Raw genomic sequence first — 17,210 nt, 5'->3', positions numbered from 1 at the left:
CGACCATGCACGTCACGCATCTGTCGCTGGCCGACTTCCGTTCGTACGCCCGGGTCGAGGTGCCGCTGGACCCGGGCGTCACCGCCTTCGTCGGTCCGAACGGGCAGGGCAAGACGAATCTCGTCGAGGCGGTCGGCTACCTGGCCACCCTCGGCAGCCACCGCGTCTCCTCAGACGCCCCCCTGGTGCGCATGGGCGCCGAGCGCGCCGTCATCCGTGCCCAGGTCCGGCAGGGCGAGCGGCAGCAGCTCATCGAGCTGGAGCTGAACCCGGGCCGGGCCAACCGTGCCCGCATCAACAGGTCCTCGCAGGTCAGACCCCGTGACGTGCTCGGCATCGTGCGCACCGTGCTGTTCGCGCCCGAGGATCTGGCCCTGGTGAAGGGCGACCCCGGTGAGCGGCGCCGTTTCCTGGACGAGCTGATCACCGCGCGCTCGCCGCGGATGGCCGGGGTGCGTTCCGACTACGACCGGGTCCTCAAGCAGCGCAACACCCTGCTGAAGTCGGCCGCGTTGGCCCGCCGGCACGGCGGACGCACCATGGACCTGTCCACGCTGGACGTCTGGGACCAGCACCTCGCGCGCGCGGGTGCGGAGCTGCTGGCTCAGCGCCTCGACCTGATCGCCGCCGTGCAGCCGCTGGCGGACAAGGCGTACGAGCGGCTGGCGCCGGGCGGTGGTCCCGTCGCCCTGGAGTACAAGTCGTCGGCGCCCGGCGAGGCGCATACGCGTGAGGACCTGTTCGAGCAGCTCATGGCCGCGCTCGCCGAAGCCCGCAAGCAGGAGATCGAGCGGGGGGTGACCCTGGTGGGGCCGCACCGGGACGATCTGCTTCTCAAACTCGGTCAGCTACCGGCCAAGGGGTACGCCTCCCACGGAGAGTCGTGGTCCTACGCCCTGGCGTTGCGGCTGGCGTCGTTCGATCTCCTCAGGGCGGAAGGCAATGAGCCGGTCCTCGTCCTCGACGACGTCTTCGCCGAGCTGGACGCGCGGCGCCGGGAGCGGTTGGCCGAGCTGGTGGCGCCCGGTGAGCAGGTGCTGGTGACGGCCGCGGTCGACGACGATGTCCCGGGTGTGCTGGCGGGTGCGCGGTTCACGGTGGCCGAGGGGTCGGTGGAGCGCGTATGAGCACGGACGAACCGGCTGCCGCGAAGTCCTTCGGCAACGGCGGCATCGGCGGCATCGGCGGCAGCAACGGCATCGGCGGCGGTACGGGCCAGGGTGACGGTGGCGCCGGCGGCGGGAGTCCGGAGCCGTCGGGGGTCGACCTCGCGCGGGTGGCGCTCAGGGCGGCGCGGGCGGCGGCACGCGCGCGTGGTGACGCGGCGCAGCAGAAGAAGCAGGCGCGGCGCGGTGGCCTGCGCTCCGGGGCGCGTGCCGACGGCCGTGATCCGATGGCGCTGGGATCGGCGATCAACCGGCTGATCACCGAGCGCGGCTGGGAGACGCCGGCGGCGGTGGGCGGGGTGATGGGCCGCTGGCCGGAGATCGTCGGTGCGGACGTGGCCAAGCACTGTGTGCCGGAGCGGTATGACGAGGACGAGCGGGTGCTGGTCGTCCGCTGTGACTCGACGGCGTGGGCGACGAATCTGCGGCTGCTCGCCCCCACGCTGGTGGCTCGCCTGAACGAGGACCTCGGGCACGGGTCGGTGCGGGTGATCAAGGTGCTGGGTCCCGGTGGCCCCGGGGGTCCCGGGCGTCGTTACGGGCCGCTGCGCGCGCCCGGAAGCCAGGGGCCGGGCGACACCTACGGGTGACGCCCGAACGATCTGACGCCCCGCCAGTATGAGGTGATGTACCTCACATATTCGAGTGCCGGCGGCAGGCGTGAACCGCCGGCGCACCCTTCGTCGCGCAACCGCACACGGTTGCGAATCACGATCTGACTCCCAAGTAGCCAAGGGTTGACGCCTCGAAGCGCTGAGTGCCGTTGTGAGCCTCTTGGGGCCCCCATCCCCATATCGGGAGTCGGACGAGCCTCGTTCAGGGCGGCACATGCGGACTCAGGTACCGGCAAACCCCCATCAGTGTCAGTGGTACCGGTAGAATGGAAGACAATCCCGCCCCGAACGTGGGGACCGTCCGGGACTAGCTGAGCAACGCTGATCAAGGCTTACCAACGCAACATGCCGCAGCCGCTCCGGCAACCCGCCGACGAGCCCGGCTCGTGCTGTGCCAGAAAGGGCGCTTCGTGGCCGATTCCGGCAACCCCAACGAGAACAACCCGTCCACCGACACCGGCGTCAACGACGCGGTGAGCACCTCGAACGCCGAGGTGCCCGCCTCGTACGACGCCAGTGCCATCACCGTCCTCGAGGGTCTGGACGCGGTCCGCAAGCGACCCGGTATGTACATCGGCTCGACCGGTGAACGTGGCCTGCACCACCTGGTGCAGGAGGTCGTGGACAACTCCGTCGACGAGGCGCTGGCCGGTCACGCGGACACGGTGGACGTCACGATCCTCGCCGACGGCGGTGTCCGGGTCGTCGACAACGGCCGTGGCATCCCGGTGGGCATCGTCCCCTCCGAGGGCAAGCCCGCCGTCGAGGTCGTGCTGACCGTGCTGCACGCGGGCGGCAAGTTCGGTGGCGGCGGTTACGCGGTCTCCGGTGGTCTGCACGGCGTGGGCGTCTCCGTCGTCAACGCCCTCTCCACGAGGGTCGCCGTAGAGGTCCGGACCGACGGCTACCGCTGGACGCAGGACTACAAGCTGGGTGTACCCACGGCACCGCTGGCACGGCACGAGGCCACCGAGGAGACCGGCACGTCGGTCACCTTCTGGGCCGACGGTGACATCTTCGAGACCACCGATTACTCCTTCGAGACGCTCTCGCGGCGCTTCCAGGAGATGGCCTTCCTCAACAAGGGCCTGAGTATCAACCTCACCGACGAACGCGAGTCGGCGAAGGCCACAGCCGGCGCGGACGAGGCGGGCGAGGACGAGAAGCACGAGGTCAAGACCGTCTCGTACCACTACGAGGGCGGCATCGTCGACTTCGTGAAGTACCTCAACTCCCGCAAGGGAGAGCTGGTGCACCCCACGGTGATCGACCTCGAGGCCGAGGACAAGGACAAGAGCCTGTCCCTCGAGATCGCCATGCAGTGGAACGGCGGCTACACCGAGGGTGTCTACTCCTTCGCCAACATCATCCACACCCACGAGGGCGGCACGCACGAGGAGGGCTTCCGTGCGGCGCTGACCTCGCTCATCAACAAGTACGCGCGCGACAAGCGCCTGCTGCGCGAGAAGGACGACAACCTCACGGGTGACGACATCCGCGAGGGTCTGACGGCGATCATCTCGGTGAAGCTGGGCGAGCCGCAGTTCGAGGGCCAGACCAAGACCAAGCTGGGCAACACGGAGGTCAAGACCTTCGTCCAGCGGGTGGTCTACGAGCACCTGGCCGACTGGCTCGACCGCAATCCGAACGAGGCGGCGGACATCATCCGCAAGGGCATCCAGGCGGCCACCGCGCGTGTGGCGGCCCGCAAGGCCCGTGACCTGACCCGCCGCAAGGGTCTGCTGGAGACGGCGTCGCTGCCGGGCAAGCTGTCCGACTGCCAGTCGAACGACCCGACCAAGTGCGAGATCTTCATCGTCGAGGGCGACTCCGCCGGCGGCTCCGCCAAGTCCGGCCGGAACCCGCAGTACCAGGCGATCCTCCCGATCCGCGGCAAGATCCTCAACGTCGAGAAGGCACGCATCGACCGGATCCTGCAGAACCAGGAGATCCAGGCGATGATCTCCGCGTTCGGCACGGGTGTGCACGAGGACTTCGACATCGAGAAGCTCCGCTACCACAAGATCATTCTCATGGCGGACGCCGACGTCGACGGCCAGCACATCAACACCCTGCTGCTGACCTTCCTGTTCCGTTTCATGCGGCCGCTGGTCGAGTCCGGGCACGTGTACCTCTCCCGTCCGCCGCTCTACAAGATCAAGTGGGGCCGGGACGACTTCGAGTACGCGTACTCCGACCGCGAGCGCGACGCGCTGATCGAGATGGGCCGCAACGCCGGCAAGCGCATCCGCGAGGACTCCGTGCAGCGCTTCAAGGGCCTCGGCGAGATGAACGCCGAGGAGCTGCGCATCACGACCATGGACCAGGAGCACCGGGTGCTCGGCCAGGTCACGCTCGACGACGCCGCGCAGGCCGACGACCTGTTCTCGGTGCTGATGGGCGAGGACGTCGAGGCCCGGCGCGCGTTCATCCAGCGCAACGCCAAGGACGTCCGCTTCCTCGACATCTGAGTCGGTCTCGGCTGACCGCACCAGGAAGGACCTTCACCAGCAATGACCGACGAGAACACCCCTGTGACGACGCCCGAGGGTGACGCCCTGGCGATGCGTGTCGAGCCCGTCGGGCTCGAGACGGAGATGCAGCGCTCGTACCTCGACTACGCGATGTCCGTCATCGTCTCGCGTGCGCTGCCCGACGTCCGCGACGGCCTCAAGCCCGTCCACCGCCGCGTGCTGTACGCCATGTACGACGGCGGCTACCGCCCCGAGCGCGGCTTCTACAAGTGCGCCCGCGTCGTCGGCGACGTCATGGGCAACTACCACCCGCACGGCGACTCCTCCATCTACGACGCCCTGGTCCGCCTCGCCCAGCCGTGGTCGATGCGGATGCCGCTCGTCGACTCCAATGGCAACTTCGGCTCGCCGGGCAACGACCCGGCGGCGGCCATGCGGTACACCGAGTGCAAGATGGCGCCGCTGGCCATGGAGATGGTCCGGGACATCGACGAGGAGACCGTCGACTTCACGGACAACTACGACGGCCGCTCCCAGGAGCCGACGGTCCTGCCCGCCCGCTTCCCGAACCTGCTGATCAACGGCTCGGCGGGCATCGCGGTCGGCATGGCGACCAACATCCCGCCGCACAACCTGCGCGAGGTGGCGGCCGGCGCCCGGTGGTACCTGGAGAACTACGAGGCCTCGCACGAGGAGCTGCTGGACGCGCTCATCGAGCGCATCAAGGGCCCCGACTTCCCGACCGGCGCGCTGGTGGTGGGCCGCAAGGGCATCGAGGAGGCCTACCGCACCGGGCGCGGTTCGATCACCATGCGCGCGGTCGTCGAGGTCGAGGAGATCCAGAACCGCCAGTGCCTGGTGGTCACGGAGCTGCCGTACCAGACCAACCCCGACAACCTCGCGCAGAAGATCGCCGACCTGGTGAAGGACGGCAAGATCGGCGGCATCGCGGACGTCCGTGACGAGACGTCGTCCCGCACCGGTCAGCGCCTGGTCATCGTGCTCAAGCGGGACGCGGTCGCCAAGGTCGTGCTGAACAACCTGTACAAGCACACCGACCTGCAGTCGAACTTCAGCGCCAACATGCTGGCCCTGGTCGACGGCGTTCCGCGCACTCTCTCACTGGACGCGTTCATCCGCCACTGGGTGAACCACCAGATCGAGGTCATCGTCCGGCGGACGAAGTTCCGCCTGCGCAAGGCCGAGGAGCGGGCGCACATCCTGCGCGGCCTGCTCAAGGCCCTGGACGCCATCGACGAGGTTATCGCGCTGATCCGGCGCAGTGACACCGTGGAGATCGCGCGCGGGGGCCTGATGGACCTCCTGGAGATCGACGAGATCCAGGCCAACGCGATCCTGGAGATGCAGCTGCGCCGCCTGGCGGCGCTGGAGCGTCAGAAGATCGTCCGGGAACACGACGAACTCCAGGCGAAGATCACCGAGTACCAGGAGATCCTCGCCTCGCCGGTCCGCCAGCGGGGGATCGTCAGCGAGGAGCTGGCCGCGCTCGTCGAGAAGTACGGCGACGACCGCAAGACCAAGCTGATCCCGTACGAGGGCGACATGTCCATCGAGGACCTGATCGCCGAGGAGGACATCGTCGTCACGGTCACGCGTGGCGGCTACATCAAGCGCACCAAGACCGACGACTACCGGGCCCAGAAGCGCGGCGGCAAGGGCGTACGCGGCACGAAGCTCAAGGAAGACGACATCGTCAACCACTTCTTCGTGTCCACCACGCACCACTGGCTGCTGTTCTTCACCAACAAGGGCCGGGTCTACCGGGCGAAGGCCTACGAGCTGCCCGACGCCGGCCGGGACGCGCGCGGCCAGCACGTGGCCAACCTGCTGGCCTTCCAGCCGGACGAGACGATCGCCCAGATCCGCGCGATCCGCGACTACGAGGCGGTGCCCTACCTGGTCCTGGCCACGAAGGCGGGCCTGGTGAAGAAGACGCCGCTGAAGGACTACGACTCGCCGCGCTCGGGTGGCGTGATCGCCATCAACCTTCGCGAGCAGGCGGACGGTTCCGACGACGAACTGATCGGAGCCGAACTCGTCTCGGCCGACGACGATCTACTGTTGATCAGCAAGAAGGCACAGTCGATCAGGTTCACCGCCTCGGACGACACACTGCGTCCCATGGGGCGTGCCACCTCGGGCGTGAAGGGCATGAGTTTCCGCGAAGGGGACCAACTGCTCTCGATGAATGTTGTTCGAGCCGGTACGTTCGTGTTCACTGCCACCGACGGCGGGTACGCGAAGCGGACCTCTGTCGACGAGTACCGCGTCCAGGGCCGCGGCGGCCTCGGCATCAAGGCTGCCAAGATCGTCGAGGACCGTGGATCGCTCGTGGGCGCGCTGGTGGTCGAGGAGCACGACGAGATCCTCGCCATCACACTCTCGGGCGGTGTGATTCGTACGCGAGTCAGCGGGGTCAGGGAGACGGGCCGTGACACCATGGGTGTCCAACTGATCAATCTGGGCAAGCGCGATGCCGTCGTCGGCATCGCACGCAACGCCGAGGCGGGACGCGAGGCGGAGGAGGTCGACGGCGATGTGGTCGTCGACGAAACCGCCGAGAGTGCCGGGACCACCGGCACGGACGAGGGTGAGGCGCCCTCGGCCGAGTAGCACGAGGAGAGAGTCATCGTGAGCGGAGCCACGGGCGCCGGATCGACCGGTACCTCCAGGGGTACGGAAACGGACGGCGGCCGTGGCTCCGCCGCGCGTGCGACGGATTCGCACACGACTCAACTGCGCAAGATCGACGACGACGCGACCGGTTCCCACTCGGCGAGCTCGTCCAAGACGCATGGATCCCAGGGGGGAACTGTGACGGACACCCGAGGCCAGCAGACTCAAGCGGCGGCCTCGCCGCTGCCGGGAGAACGGCAGCCCCAGCAGCCCGGCGGGCCGTACCACCCGCCGCAGGCCTACCAGACCCAGGGCGGCAACGCGTCCGCCACGGTGCGCCGCCCGCGTACCGGCGCCCGCACCACTCCCCGCGTGCGCAAGGCACGCCTGCGGGTGGCGAAGGCCGACCCGTGGTCGGTGATGAAGGTCAGCTTCCTGCTCTCCATCGCGCTCGGCATCTGCACGATCGTCGCGTCCGCCGTGCTGTGGATGGTCATGGACGCCATGGGCGTCTTCTCGACGGTCGGCGGCACGATCTCCGAGGCGACCGGCTCCAACGAGTCCAACGGTTTCGACCTGCAGTCCTTCCTGTCGCTGCCCAACGTGCTGCTGTTCACGACGGTCATCGCGGTCATCGACGTCGTCCTCGCGACGGCGCTGGCCACGCTCGGCGCCTTCATCTACAACCTGTCCGCCGGCTTCGTCGGCGGCGTGGAGCTGACGCTCGCCGAGGACGAGTGATCGTCGCTCGCCGGCCTGGCGCCAACCGATTTTGGGACTGCCCGCCTCGTGCGCTAATCTTCAGGAGTCAGCGCGCGGGACATACACCGCAGAGCGCGGCGGGGCTATAGCTCAGTTGGTTAGAGCGCATCCCTGATAAGGATGAGGCCACAGGTTCAAATCCTGTTAGCCCCACCAGCGAGAAGACCCCCAGTCGGCAGCGGCTGGGGGTCTTTGACATCCATGGCTGACATCAGCCGATGAGCGGATCTTCCAGAAGCTCGGCGAGCATGCCCACTGCTTCGCGCTCACTGTCGCCGACCACGTGGGTGTAGACGTCCGTGGTCATGCAGCCGTGCCCGGCGGAGAAGGCCAGGTCATGGCCTGGCTCCTGCGCCCAGTGGCCACCGGTGATCTTCCGCTCCAGCCCCTGGGGCTCCCGGCGCTCCTCCGGAACGCGAGCGCAGAACCTCGGGAGCGGAGTACCGACTGTGACGGTTCGGGGCACCAGGTGAGCCGCACCCTGGACTCGTGCTTGACGTACGTGTTGGGCTCGCGCTCCGGGGCGACGATGTGCTGCAGCCAGCAGGCCGGCCATTCATTCGCTGCACTCGCGGAGCATTTCCGGACGACTTAGCCTGAGATCAAGGGGCCTCGAGTGCAAGGGAGCCTTGAGATGCACTTTGTCCTGCTCGCGACCCACGATCCGGAAGTCTGTCCGACCGCCAACGCGACGACGCGCGACCTGATGCTCAAGACCGCTCCCGACATGCCGAACCTCGCCCAGAAGGCAGGCGTCGACATCGTGGCCGGTCCCTTCGTCAACCGTGAGCACACGATCGTCGCGGTCGTACAGTCCGACAAGGTCGAGAATGTCGACCGCTTCCTGATGGAGGCTCGCCTCCCCCAATGGAACCGCGTCCGCGTGCTGCCGTCGCTGACCATGGAAGAAGGTCTCGCCGATATCCAAGCGCACACGTCGATCTTCTGACCCAACCGCTCAGGCATGAGGCGGTGCTTCGGTGCGGGCGCCGCCCGTGGTCATGGTGCCGGTCGCCCCCCCGAGGTCGCGCTCATGACAGGACTTCGAGGCGGCGGTCGAGAACGCGGATCCGGCGCGAAAGGGCCCGGCCGCTGACGACGGGGGATGCGCCAGCGGCCGGGCTGTGGCCAAGGCTAACAAGGCCGGGTGCGTGGTGGGAGACATTCAGTCATCGCACGGGCGCTCGTACGAGAGGCGCGGCAGGTATTCGTGCCACTTCTCCTCGGTCAGCACGCCCCGGGTCGCCGAGCAGATGCGGTCGATGGCGTCGTCCACGTTCAGGTTCCACAGCCGGACGGTGTCCGTGCCGCTCGACACCCCGAGCATGTGGCTCAGAGGGCTGAAGGAGAGGAAGTTGCCCGTCTTGGCGTTGGGGCTCATCGACTCCCCGATGGGAGTGGCCTCGGCGGGCTGGTGGACGTCCCAGAGCCGGACCGTGTTGTCGTTGGCTCCGCTCGCCAGGGTGTCGCCGTCCCGGCTGAACGTCAGCGACACCACCGAGTCGGTGTGCCCGGCGAGCGTCGAGTCCGGCGGGTCGGCTTCCCCGGGGTCGGTGACGTTCCAGAGGCGGACCGTGCCGTCGTCGCTGCCGCTGGCCAGCGTATGTCCGCCCGGGCTGAAGGCCAGCGCGTTGACCGGCCCGAGGTGCCCGGTACGCGGTGCGCCGAGACGGGCGGCGTGACGGGGGTCGGTGACGTCCCAGAGCCGGACGGTGTCGTCCGCGCCGCCGCTGGCCAGGGTGTGGCCGTCCGGGCTGAAGGCGAGGGTGTTGACGTATCCCTTGTGCCCGGTGAGCGGCTTGCCGAGCGGGCGGGGCCGGGACGGGTCGGTGGTGTCCCAAAGCTGGACGGTGCGGTCCTCGTGGGCCGTGGCCAGGGTGTGGCCGTCCGGGCTGAACGCCAGGGTGTCGGGGCCCGCGTAGCGGGTGCGCAGCGCCACGGGCGGCCCGTGGGCGGTGGGCTTGGCCGGGTCCTCGACGTTCCACAGGTGCAGGGCGCGGCTTCCCGTGAGCACCGCGAGGGTGCCACCGTCCGGCGAGAACACCACGGAACGTACGTCACCCTCCGCCGGTCTGAAGGGTTCGCCCAGTGACACGGGCCGGCCGGGGTTTCGCACGTTCCACAGCCTGACCCTTCCGTCGCGCGCCGCCGTGGCCAGTACGTGTCCGTCCGGGCTGAAGGCTCCGATGCGGCCGATCATGTCGGACGTCGGCAGTGACCACAGGCGGACCTTGCTGTCACCACTGCCGGTGGCGAGCGTGCGGCCGTCGGGGCTGAAGCCCAGGGCGTACATCTCGCCGCTGCTCCCCGCGAGGGGCACGCCGATCTGGGACGGATAGGCCGGGTCGCTGACGTTCCACAGGATCGCCGTGCTGTCCGCGCTGCTCGTGGCGAGCGTGTCTCCGTCCGGGCTGAAGGCCACGGACCATACGGGGCCGGTGTGACCGGTCAGCGGCGAGCCGATCCGTGACGCGTCGCGTGGGTCGGCCACGTCCCAGAGCCGGACGGTGTCGTCCGCGCCGCCGCTGGCGAGGGTGCGGCCGTCGGGGCTGAAGGCCACGGAGTGCACCAGGCCGGTGTGACCGCTCAGCGGCGAGCCGATCCGTGACGCGTCGTGTGGGTCGGCCACGTCCCAGAGTCTGACCGTGTCGTCGTCGCCGCCGGCGGCGAGGGTGCGGCCGTCGGGGCTGAACGCCACCGAGCGCACCGCCGCGGTGGGTCCCGTCAAGGTGTCGAGCGCCTTCGGCCGGCGAGGGTCGGCCACGTCCCACAGCCGGACGGCGTGGTCGTCGTGGGCGGAGGCCAGCGTGCGGCCGTCGGGGCTGAAGGCGAGCAGGTAGACGGTGCCGCCGTGACCGGTGAGGGGAGCGGCGAGCGGGCGCGGGCGGCCGGGGCCCCGGACGTCCCACAGGCGGATCGTGCCGTCGTCCGACGCACTGGCCAGGGTGCGGCCGTCCGGGCTGAACACCGCGGAGCTCACCCAGCTCGAGTGGCCGGTGAGGGGCTCGCCCAGCGGTTCGGGGCGAGCGGGGTCCGACACGTCCCACAGCCGTACGGTCCGGTCGTAGCTGGCCGTCGCCAGAGTCTGTCCGTCCGGGCTGAAGGAGGTGAGGTAGACGGCGCCCGTGTGCCCGAGGAGGGGCGTGGCCAGCGGCGCGTTCACGATCGAGATCAGCCGGTTCCGCACGTCCTCGTCGTTGGGCCGCAGGCGGTGCGCCGCCAGGTCGAGCTGGGCCGACAGCGACGGGTCCGTGTACTGGACCCGGTCCGCCTCGGCCACCACCTGCTCGAACACCGCGTCGTTCCGCTGCTGCCAGGCGACCACCGCCGAACCGACGGCCACGAGCGCCAGGACGACCAGCGCCGACACCGCGGTACGACTGATCAGGACGGAGCGCTTGCGCAGTCTGACCGCGGCGGCCAGGAACTCCACCGCGCTCCGGGTCAGGAAGGTGCCGTCGGCCGACTCCGCCCAGCCGCGGGCGCGTTCCAGCCGGGAGCCCCGGTAGAGCAGTGAGGTGTCACGGTCCGACTCCTCCCAGGCCCGGCCGTCCTCCTCCAGCCGCTGGCGCAGCAGGTTGCCGGTGCGGTCCTCGTCGATCCAGTCGCGCAGCCGCGGCCAGGCGTGGAGCAGCGCCTCATGGGTGATCTCCACGGTCTCCGCGTCGAGTGTCACCAGCCGGGCGCGCACCAGCGCTTCGAGCGACTCCTCCGTCTTGCCGGGATCCCTCGACTCCTGCGCCAGCCGGCGCCGGGTGCCGCGCCTGCGGGTGGCCTGGGTGTCCTCGCTCACCCGGACCAGCCTGAGCAGGAGCAGCCGCGCGGCCGTGCGTGCCGCCGGGTCGAGGGCCGACCAGGCCCGCTCGGCGGTGGCCGCCACCGCTCCCTGGATCCCGCCGGCCGCGCGGTACCCGGCCAGCGTCAGCCTGCCCGCCTTGCGGCGCTGCCAGGTGGCGAGCAGGGCGTGGGAGAGGAGCGGCAGCACGCCCGCGTCGTGTGCCCCGCGCGGGCCGCCGGTGCTCACCTCCCGGATGATCAGCTCCGCCAGCCCCGGTTCGAGCTCCATGCCCACGGCACGCGCCGGGCCGTTCACGGCCTCGCGCAGTTCCGCGGTGGTCAGCGGCCCCAGCACCATGTGCCGGTGCTGTAGCGCGTCGGCCAGTTCGGCATGGCGAAGACACTGCTCGTAGAAGTCCGCGCGTACGCCGAGTGCCACGAGTACGGGCGCCGGGTCCTCCGGGCCGCCGGGCGTGCAGGCGGCCTGGAGGAGCTGGACGAACACGCGCCGGGCCGACTCGTCGGCGCAGAGGGTGAAGATCTCCTCGAACTGGTCCACGATGACGACCGGGCGTGCCGCCGATGCCACCGCGGGTCCCGGCCTCGACTCCGTCGGTGCCGGCAGCGACGTCTCTTCCGACGTCTCCTCCGACGTCTCCTCCGACGTCTCCTCCGACGTCTCTTCCGACGTCTCCTCCGGCTCCGATGCCGCTCCCGGTTTCGGCTTCGGCTTCGGCTTCGGTCCGAATTCAGGCGCTGACGCGGCTCCCGGTTGCGGACGCTGCTCCGGCTCCGGTCCCGGCACCGAGGCGGTCCCCGGTCCCTGATCCGGATCCGGCTCTGACGCGGCCCCCGGAGCCGGCCCCGCCTCATCCTCGGCCTCCGCTCTGCCGCGGGCCCAGGCGGCGAAGGCGGCCCTGGCCGCACGGGCGGTTCCCGGAGCGCCCGGATCCCCCTTCGCCGCGTCCTCAACGGTGGAGACGGCGGCGATGACGGGTGCCAGCTCGGGTATCCGGCGGGTCAGCTCCCCGAGCGGGTCGCCTCCCGGCACGAGCTGGAGTACTTCCCGCGGCGCCCCGGTCCCGTCGTCCAGCGCGCCCTTGCGCAGGGCGGGCACCAGTCCGGCGTTCAGCAGGGAGGACTTCCCCGCCCCGGAGGCGCCTACGAGCATGACCAGACCGCCCGAGTCCTGGGCCGCGCGGAGCTGGGCGACGAGGGCGTCCGTGCTCCGCTCCCGCCCGAAGAACCAGCCGGCGTCCTGCTGACGGTAGGCGGCCAGGCCGCGGTAGGGGCAGACACCGCCGGGGGCGGCCGGGGCCTCGTCCGGAGGGCGTTCCTCGTGCGCGGCGGGCGGCGCGGGGCGCTCGCCGGTCGGGTCGGCCACCGCCCGCTCCCACAGGCGCTGCCACTGGGTCAGGTCGTACAGGCCCGCGGACACCGGTACGGGTCGCGCGCGCCGCGCCTGGGGGATGAGGACGTGCAGCACCGCCGCGAGGGCGGGGAACTGGGCGGGGACGTTCTTGGCCCGCCGCCAGTCGCTGATCCGCTGGGCGGAGACCCGCACGGGCCGCCCGCGTTCGTCGACCCGCTGGAGCCGGACGACCGCCTCGGACACGCGTTTGAGGGGAGGGTTGCCCGCCTCCTTGTACAGCAGTGCGAGACGTTCCGCGAAGGCCGTGCGTGCCCCTGAGTCGAAACTCAAGGTCTCCACTCCTTACTTCCCCCGCACCTGGACGTCCGGACCGGAAAACTCACTCTATATGGCTGACCTGCGGCTACGTCCTGGCCGCTGCTCCGGAACCTCCCCGTCGGCGACCCCGACTGGCAGGATCACGTCGCAGTGGCGAGTCGCCCGCCCGACCCCCGGACAGGTCAGCGGCCCAGTGCCTGCAGAGCCACCCCGTGAGGCCGCACGTTCTCGGTCAGCTTTCGATGGCACCTCCCTCCCGATCCGGTCCGGTACCGCGTACAACACGCCGTCGGCATGGCTTGGCTCCGGTCCCCACGAGGGGAGGGACCGGTGCCGAACCATGCCGACGGCGCGGACGACCGCGGTGGCCGGTGGGAGGGCCACGGCGATCGGGCGGTGAGGCGACCGAGGCGGTCGGTGAGCGGTGGGCGGCGGTCCCCTCGACGGCGTCGTCACCGCCGGGCAACATCGACCTGGGCAGGCGAACAGGGCGGATTCAGCGCGGCGATCCGCGGGCAGGCACGTCGTGATGGTTCCGATTCGAACGCCGCTGGAGTGTGAATGAGGATCTCCGTCGACCCTGAGCAGTGTTATGGCTCCGGCGACTGCGTCCACCGGGCCCCGTCCGTCTTCACCCAGGTGGACGGCCTGGGTGCCGTGATACCCGGACGCGAGAACGCGGTCGACACGCCCCGGGTGCGCGAGGCGGTCGAGGGATGCCCCTCCGCCGCGATCACCATCACGGCGGAGCACTGAGTGTCGGTGGAGCACTGAGTGTCGGCGGAGCACTGAGTGTTTGTGGAGCATTGAGTGCCTGTTGAGCAGGGAGTGTCGGTGGAGCGGTGAGTGCCGGGGGAGCGATGAGGGGCCGAGCGGGGCCGCGTGTCCGAGGGGGACCGGGTGTTCCCGTGGCCGTGACCGAGGCCCTGGTCACGCTCGGCAGCCGTTACGTGCGGAGCGCCCCCGGCACGTTCGGGAAGGCGGCGCTCGCCGCGCGGTGGCTGAACCCCCATCTGCGCGAGCACCCCCGCCGCAGAGTCGTCAGAGTGCGTTCCGGCGCCCGGTTCGCCGTGGACACCCAGGACCTCATCCAGCGGTACCTGTACCTGTTCGGCGCCTGGGAGCCGCACCTGACGGCCTGGCTGCGGCGCCGGCTGCGACCGGGCGACGGATTCGTCGACGTCGGGGCCAACATCGGCGTCTTCAGCGTTCTCGCGGCGCAGCTCGTCGGCGACGCGGGCCGGGTCGTCGCGATCGAGGCCTCCCCCGTCTTCCACCGTCGCCTGGAGCGGCACGGCCGGCTCAACCGCTGCCGGAACATCCGCGCGCTCAACGCCGCCGTCTCCGACAGCCGCAGGAAGCTGACCTTCGTCCTCGCCAGCTCACACAACATGGGTGCGAACAGCATCGTCCCGTACGACGGCCCGGCGGAGTCCACCTTCGAGGTCGAGGCACGGCCGCTGCCGGAGCTCCTCCATCCGGCGGAGATCGCGAACGCCCGGGTGATCAAGATCGACGTCGAGGGCGCGGAGGGGAGCGTCGTCCGCGGGCTGGCGCCGATGCTGGGCAGCCTTCGGCCCGACGCGGAGATCAGCGTCGAGGTGGCGCCGGAGCGCATGGCCCGGCTCGGGGACTCCATCGACGAACTTCTGACGGTGATGCGCGACGCCGGCTTCCACGTCTACCGGCTGGCCAACGACTACGCGCCCGAGAGCTACCCCGCGGCGCTGGGCGGCGTGATGGGCATGCCCGGTGAGCCCGGAGTGCCGGTCCGCTGGCGGGGGCCCGTCGTCGAGGAGAGCGACCTGGTCTTCTCCCGGGTCGATGCGGAGACGCTGCCCTGACCGCAGTCCTGACCGCAGTCCTGACCGCAGTCCTGACCGCAGTCCTGACCGCTGCCCCGACCGCTCCCTCGACTTCCCCGACGCCCTCGGTCTCCCCGACGCCCTCGGTCTCCGCGAATCGCGTGACTTCCCGACTCGCGCGACTTCCCGACCGCGATCTTCAGGCTCCGGCGGGGAAGCGCCACCCGAAGGACGCCAGCGCCCGCGCCCTCCCTTCCACGACCGTCATCCGCGCGTCGCGTTCGGCGGGGTCCACATGGGCGGCCTGGCCGGTCACCTGGCCCTCCCACTTGCGGTAGAGCAGGCCCACCTCCTCGGAGAACCAACCCCGGCTCACGCAGTTGAGCGCCAACAGCAGGCCCGTGTCCTCGGAAGCGGGCAGGGCCATCCAACCGCCGAGCGCGAGCAGCAGATCGCGCCGTACCAGGAGCGTCGCCGGGTGGACCTGGGCGCGGAAACCGTTCGCCCTCCAGTAGTCGAGCACCTCCCCGCGCTCGATCGGCCCGTGGTCCGGGTCGCCCGGGAAACCGTTCGTGGAACCGTCGGGCAGGAGGTCCAGGACCCGGGACGTCGCCCACCCGAGCGTCGGATCGGCCTCGAGGGCGGCCAGGTCGCGGGCCAGGGCACCGGGCGGAAGCTGGTCGTCGGCGTCCAGGATCTTCACGTACTCGCCGTCCGCGTGGGCCAGGGCCAGCGTGCGGGCCACACCCGGGCCGCCCTGCTGTCCCGGCCGTCCCTGCCGGAAGACGACGCGCGGGTCGTCGGGTACGTGCGGCCGGACGTCGTCCGTCCGCCCGTCCTCCTGGATGACCCAGCACCACTCCCAGCCGGCGGGCAGCTCCTGCGCGCACAACGACGCGTGGGCCTCCGGAAGGAAGGGGGCGGAGGGGCCGTGGACGGCCGTGACGATGATGACGCGCCTGCTCACGGCGGCACTCACCACCTTTCCAGACGAGTGGTGGAGAGCGGTTCGGTGCGGTCGCCGGGCTCCCGCTCACCCTCGCGGATGGAGCGGCGCAGGTCGTCCGCGATCACTTCGTACGCCTTTGGCACTGGCAGTCACCGGTTCCTGTCCGTTCTCGGGCTGCGTACCCGAGTCGGGGGACCGAGCCCGGCCGGGGATCCGGGTCTGCCGCGATGCGGCTCGGCCGTGGTCCGGCGGGCCGGGATCCGGGCTTGGTCGTGGTGTGGATTGAGCCTAGCCACTCTCAAGAGGTCCTGATGAGGGGGGTTTCCGGACACGGCGGCGGCCCGGCTGCTCTGTCGAGCGGCCGGGCCGTTTCTCGCGTGTGCTGCTGTACGCAGATCGCCGTGACGTCGGGTTCGGGCGGCGTGGGCGGCGCGGCGGGTGCCGGGCGCGTGCCGGGCCGCTCAGCGTTGGAGTGGCTCGGTGTGCTGGGCGGTGGTGTGCCGGACCGGCGATTCCGCGGTGTCGTCGCACAGGAGGCCGGTGGCCGCGGTGGCGGCGGCGTCGGCGACCGGACGGTGGCGGCAGTTGGGGGCCTTGCCGTGGGCCTCGGCGCGGATGCGCTGTTTCATCGTGGGGGGCAGGGAGCCGGTACGTGACCAGGACCAGGGTGCCGCCGCCGCGGGTGCCGCCTCGGGGGAGGCGCTGTCGCTGTTGCTGTGCGTTCGGGTCTGCGGTACGGCCGCGGAGGCGGTCGTCGTGATGAGTCCGAGCGCCGTGCACAGCGCGAGGAAGGCGGTGACGATGGTGGTCCACAGCGTCATGACCTTGTTCCGGGCCATAACCCCTCACTTTCGGGTTGGGCGATTTGCGTACTTTCCTCATGATGTGTATGTGCGCCGCGAAGTGGTGGACCGACGCCCGTGGCGCGTGGATGTTCAGATGAACACCACCCGGATGGCCGCAAGAGGCCGGAAAAGGTGCCTAGGCGGTAGAGAGTCGGGCAAAAGTCACGTTCCGTCAGGGTGTGATCACCCTCCGATCGGAACAGCTTCGTCCGCTCTTATTGGGCTCTGACGGCGGGGAGTTGGCCGCCGACACAGGTCACCGATCGGTATCGGCCGGTGTGTATAGTCGGGCGCCAGAGGTCCCCTACGTCAAGGAAAGACGAGGTAGCGCGGTGAAGAAGCTTCTCCTGGTCGCACTGGCCGCCATCGGCGGGCTCCTCGTGTACCGCCAGATCCAGGCGGATCGCGCCGAGCAGGATCTGTGGACGGAGGCGACTGACTCCGTGCCCACGGGTTCGTGAGTACGACCGATATCCGGTCCTGAGCAGACC

The 17,210-nt window shown here is 70.2% G+C and carries 13 protein-coding genes and 1 tRNA gene; 10 read left to right on the top strand and 4 right to left on the bottom strand.

Annotated features, from left to right (window positions below; all coding sequences use genetic code 11):
* The first annotated feature begins 5 nt into the window (after nt 1–5).
* The 6 genes from recF (at nt 6) to B1H29_RS18510 (ending at nt 7,809) form a co-directional block, all read left to right on the top strand.
* The gene (gene recF, locus B1H29_RS18535; RefSeq protein ID WP_055422146.1) at nt 6–1,127 is read left to right on the top strand and encodes a DNA replication/repair protein RecF; all 1,122 of its coding nucleotides are present in this window, start codon (nt 6–8) and stop codon (nt 1,125–1,127) included.
* On the top strand, nt 1,124–1,756 hold the full coding sequence (locus B1H29_RS18530; RefSeq protein WP_234393205.1) for a DUF721 domain-containing protein: 633 nt from the start codon (nt 1,124–1,126) through the stop codon (nt 1,754–1,756). Before recF ends, B1H29_RS18530 begins: the two co-directional genes overlap by 4 nt.
* Before the next feature lie 434 nt (nt 1,757–2,190).
* Nucleotides 2,191–4,251, top strand: coding sequence for a DNA topoisomerase (ATP-hydrolyzing) subunit B (gene gyrB, locus B1H29_RS18525; protein ID WP_199832461.1), 2,061 nt, complete (start codon nt 2,191–2,193; stop codon nt 4,249–4,251).
* A 42-nt stretch (nt 4,252–4,293) separates the two neighbouring features.
* On the top strand, nt 4,294–6,888 hold the full coding sequence (gene gyrA, locus B1H29_RS18520; RefSeq protein ID WP_055422148.1) for a DNA gyrase subunit A: 2,595 nt from the start codon (nt 4,294–4,296) through the stop codon (nt 6,886–6,888).
* Between the two features lie 18 nt (nt 6,889–6,906).
* A complete protein-coding gene (locus B1H29_RS18515; RefSeq protein WP_167392541.1) occupies nt 6,907–7,632 on the top strand; it encodes a DUF3566 domain-containing protein in 726 nt (241 codons plus the stop codon).
* A 100-nt stretch (nt 7,633–7,732) separates the two neighbouring features.
* Nucleotides 7,733–7,809: transfer RNA gene (locus tag B1H29_RS18510), tRNA-Ile, on the top strand.
* A 55-nt stretch (nt 7,810–7,864) separates the two neighbouring features.
* On the opposite strand, the gene B1H29_RS37435 is transcribed toward B1H29_RS18510, so the two are convergent.
* Nucleotides 7,865–8,119, bottom strand: a complete 255-nt coding sequence (locus B1H29_RS37435; protein WP_234393206.1) for a hypothetical protein — start codon at nt 8,117–8,119, stop codon at nt 7,865–7,867.
* Nucleotides 8,120–8,287: 168 nt separating this feature from the next.
* Here B1H29_RS37435 and B1H29_RS18500 point away from each other — a divergent pair, with 168 nt between their 5' ends.
* Entirely contained in the window at nt 8,288–8,602 is a 315-nt protein-coding gene (locus tag B1H29_RS18500) for a hypothetical protein (RefSeq protein ID WP_199832462.1), read from the top strand.
* 216 nt (nt 8,603–8,818) lie between these two features.
* Here the strand turns inward: B1H29_RS18500 and B1H29_RS18495 are convergent, their stop codons facing one another.
* A complete protein-coding gene (locus tag B1H29_RS18495; protein ID WP_055422185.1) occupies nt 8,819–13,132 on the bottom strand; it encodes a hypothetical protein in 4,314 nt (1,437 codons plus the stop codon).
* A 549-nt stretch (nt 13,133–13,681) separates the two neighbouring features.
* Between B1H29_RS18495 and B1H29_RS18490 the strand changes: the two genes are divergently transcribed.
* Both B1H29_RS18490 and B1H29_RS18485 read left to right on the top strand, forming a co-directional pair.
* Nucleotides 13,682–13,876, top strand: coding sequence for a ferredoxin (locus B1H29_RS18490; protein WP_055422150.1), 195 nt, complete (start codon nt 13,682–13,684; stop codon nt 13,874–13,876).
* 152 nt (nt 13,877–14,028) lie between these two features.
* Nucleotides 14,029–14,964, top strand: coding sequence for an FkbM family methyltransferase (locus tag B1H29_RS18485; protein ID WP_432280062.1), 936 nt, complete (start codon nt 14,029–14,031; stop codon nt 14,962–14,964).
* 160 nt (nt 14,965–15,124) lie between these two features.
* Here the strand turns inward: B1H29_RS18485 and B1H29_RS18480 are convergent, their stop codons facing one another.
* Together B1H29_RS18480 and B1H29_RS18475 are read right to left on the bottom strand one after the other, a co-directional pair.
* A complete protein-coding gene (locus tag B1H29_RS18480) occupies nt 15,125–15,892 on the bottom strand; it encodes a glycosyltransferase family 2 protein (protein WP_055422187.1) in 768 nt (255 codons plus the stop codon).
* A 443-nt stretch (nt 15,893–16,335) separates the two neighbouring features.
* Complete coding sequence (locus B1H29_RS18475; protein WP_055422151.1) at nt 16,336–16,713, bottom strand: DUF6344 domain-containing protein; 378 nt, start codon at nt 16,711–16,713, stop codon at nt 16,336–16,338.
* A 338-nt stretch (nt 16,714–17,051) separates the two neighbouring features.
* Between B1H29_RS18475 and B1H29_RS39390 the strand changes: the two genes are divergently transcribed.
* Nucleotides 17,052–17,180 (top strand): DLW-39 family protein, encoded by a 129-nt coding sequence (locus B1H29_RS39390; protein WP_003999697.1) that lies wholly within the window; start codon nt 17,052–17,054, stop codon nt 17,178–17,180.
* Nucleotides 17,181–17,210 lie beyond the last annotated feature (30 nt).

The sequence above is a fragment of the Streptomyces pactum genome (assembly GCF_002005225.1).
Lineage (GTDB): Bacteria > Actinomycetota > Actinomycetes > Streptomycetales > Streptomycetaceae > Streptomyces > Streptomyces pactum_A.
This window is presented reverse-complemented; position numbering and strand designations above follow the sequence as displayed.

Coding starts and splice junctions, on each gene's coding strand:
- gyrA (WP_055422148.1), top strand. CDS start 4,294: ATGACCGACGAGAACACCCCTGTGACGACGCCCGAGGGTGACGCCCTG.
- B1H29_RS18500 (WP_199832462.1), top strand. CDS start 8,288: ATGCACTTTGTCCTGCTCGCGACCCACGATCCGGAAGTCTGTCCGACC.
- B1H29_RS18475 (WP_055422151.1), bottom strand. CDS start 16,713: ATGGCCCGGAACAAGGTCATGACGCTGTGGACCACCATCGTCACCGCC.
- recF (WP_055422146.1), top strand. CDS start 6: ATGCACGTCACGCATCTGTCGCTGGCCGACTTCCGTTCGTACGCCCGG.
- B1H29_RS18530 (WP_234393205.1), top strand. CDS start 1,124: ATGAGCACGGACGAACCGGCTGCCGCGAAGTCCTTCGGCAACGGCGGC.
- B1H29_RS18490 (WP_055422150.1), top strand. CDS start 13,682: ATGAGGATCTCCGTCGACCCTGAGCAGTGTTATGGCTCCGGCGACTGC.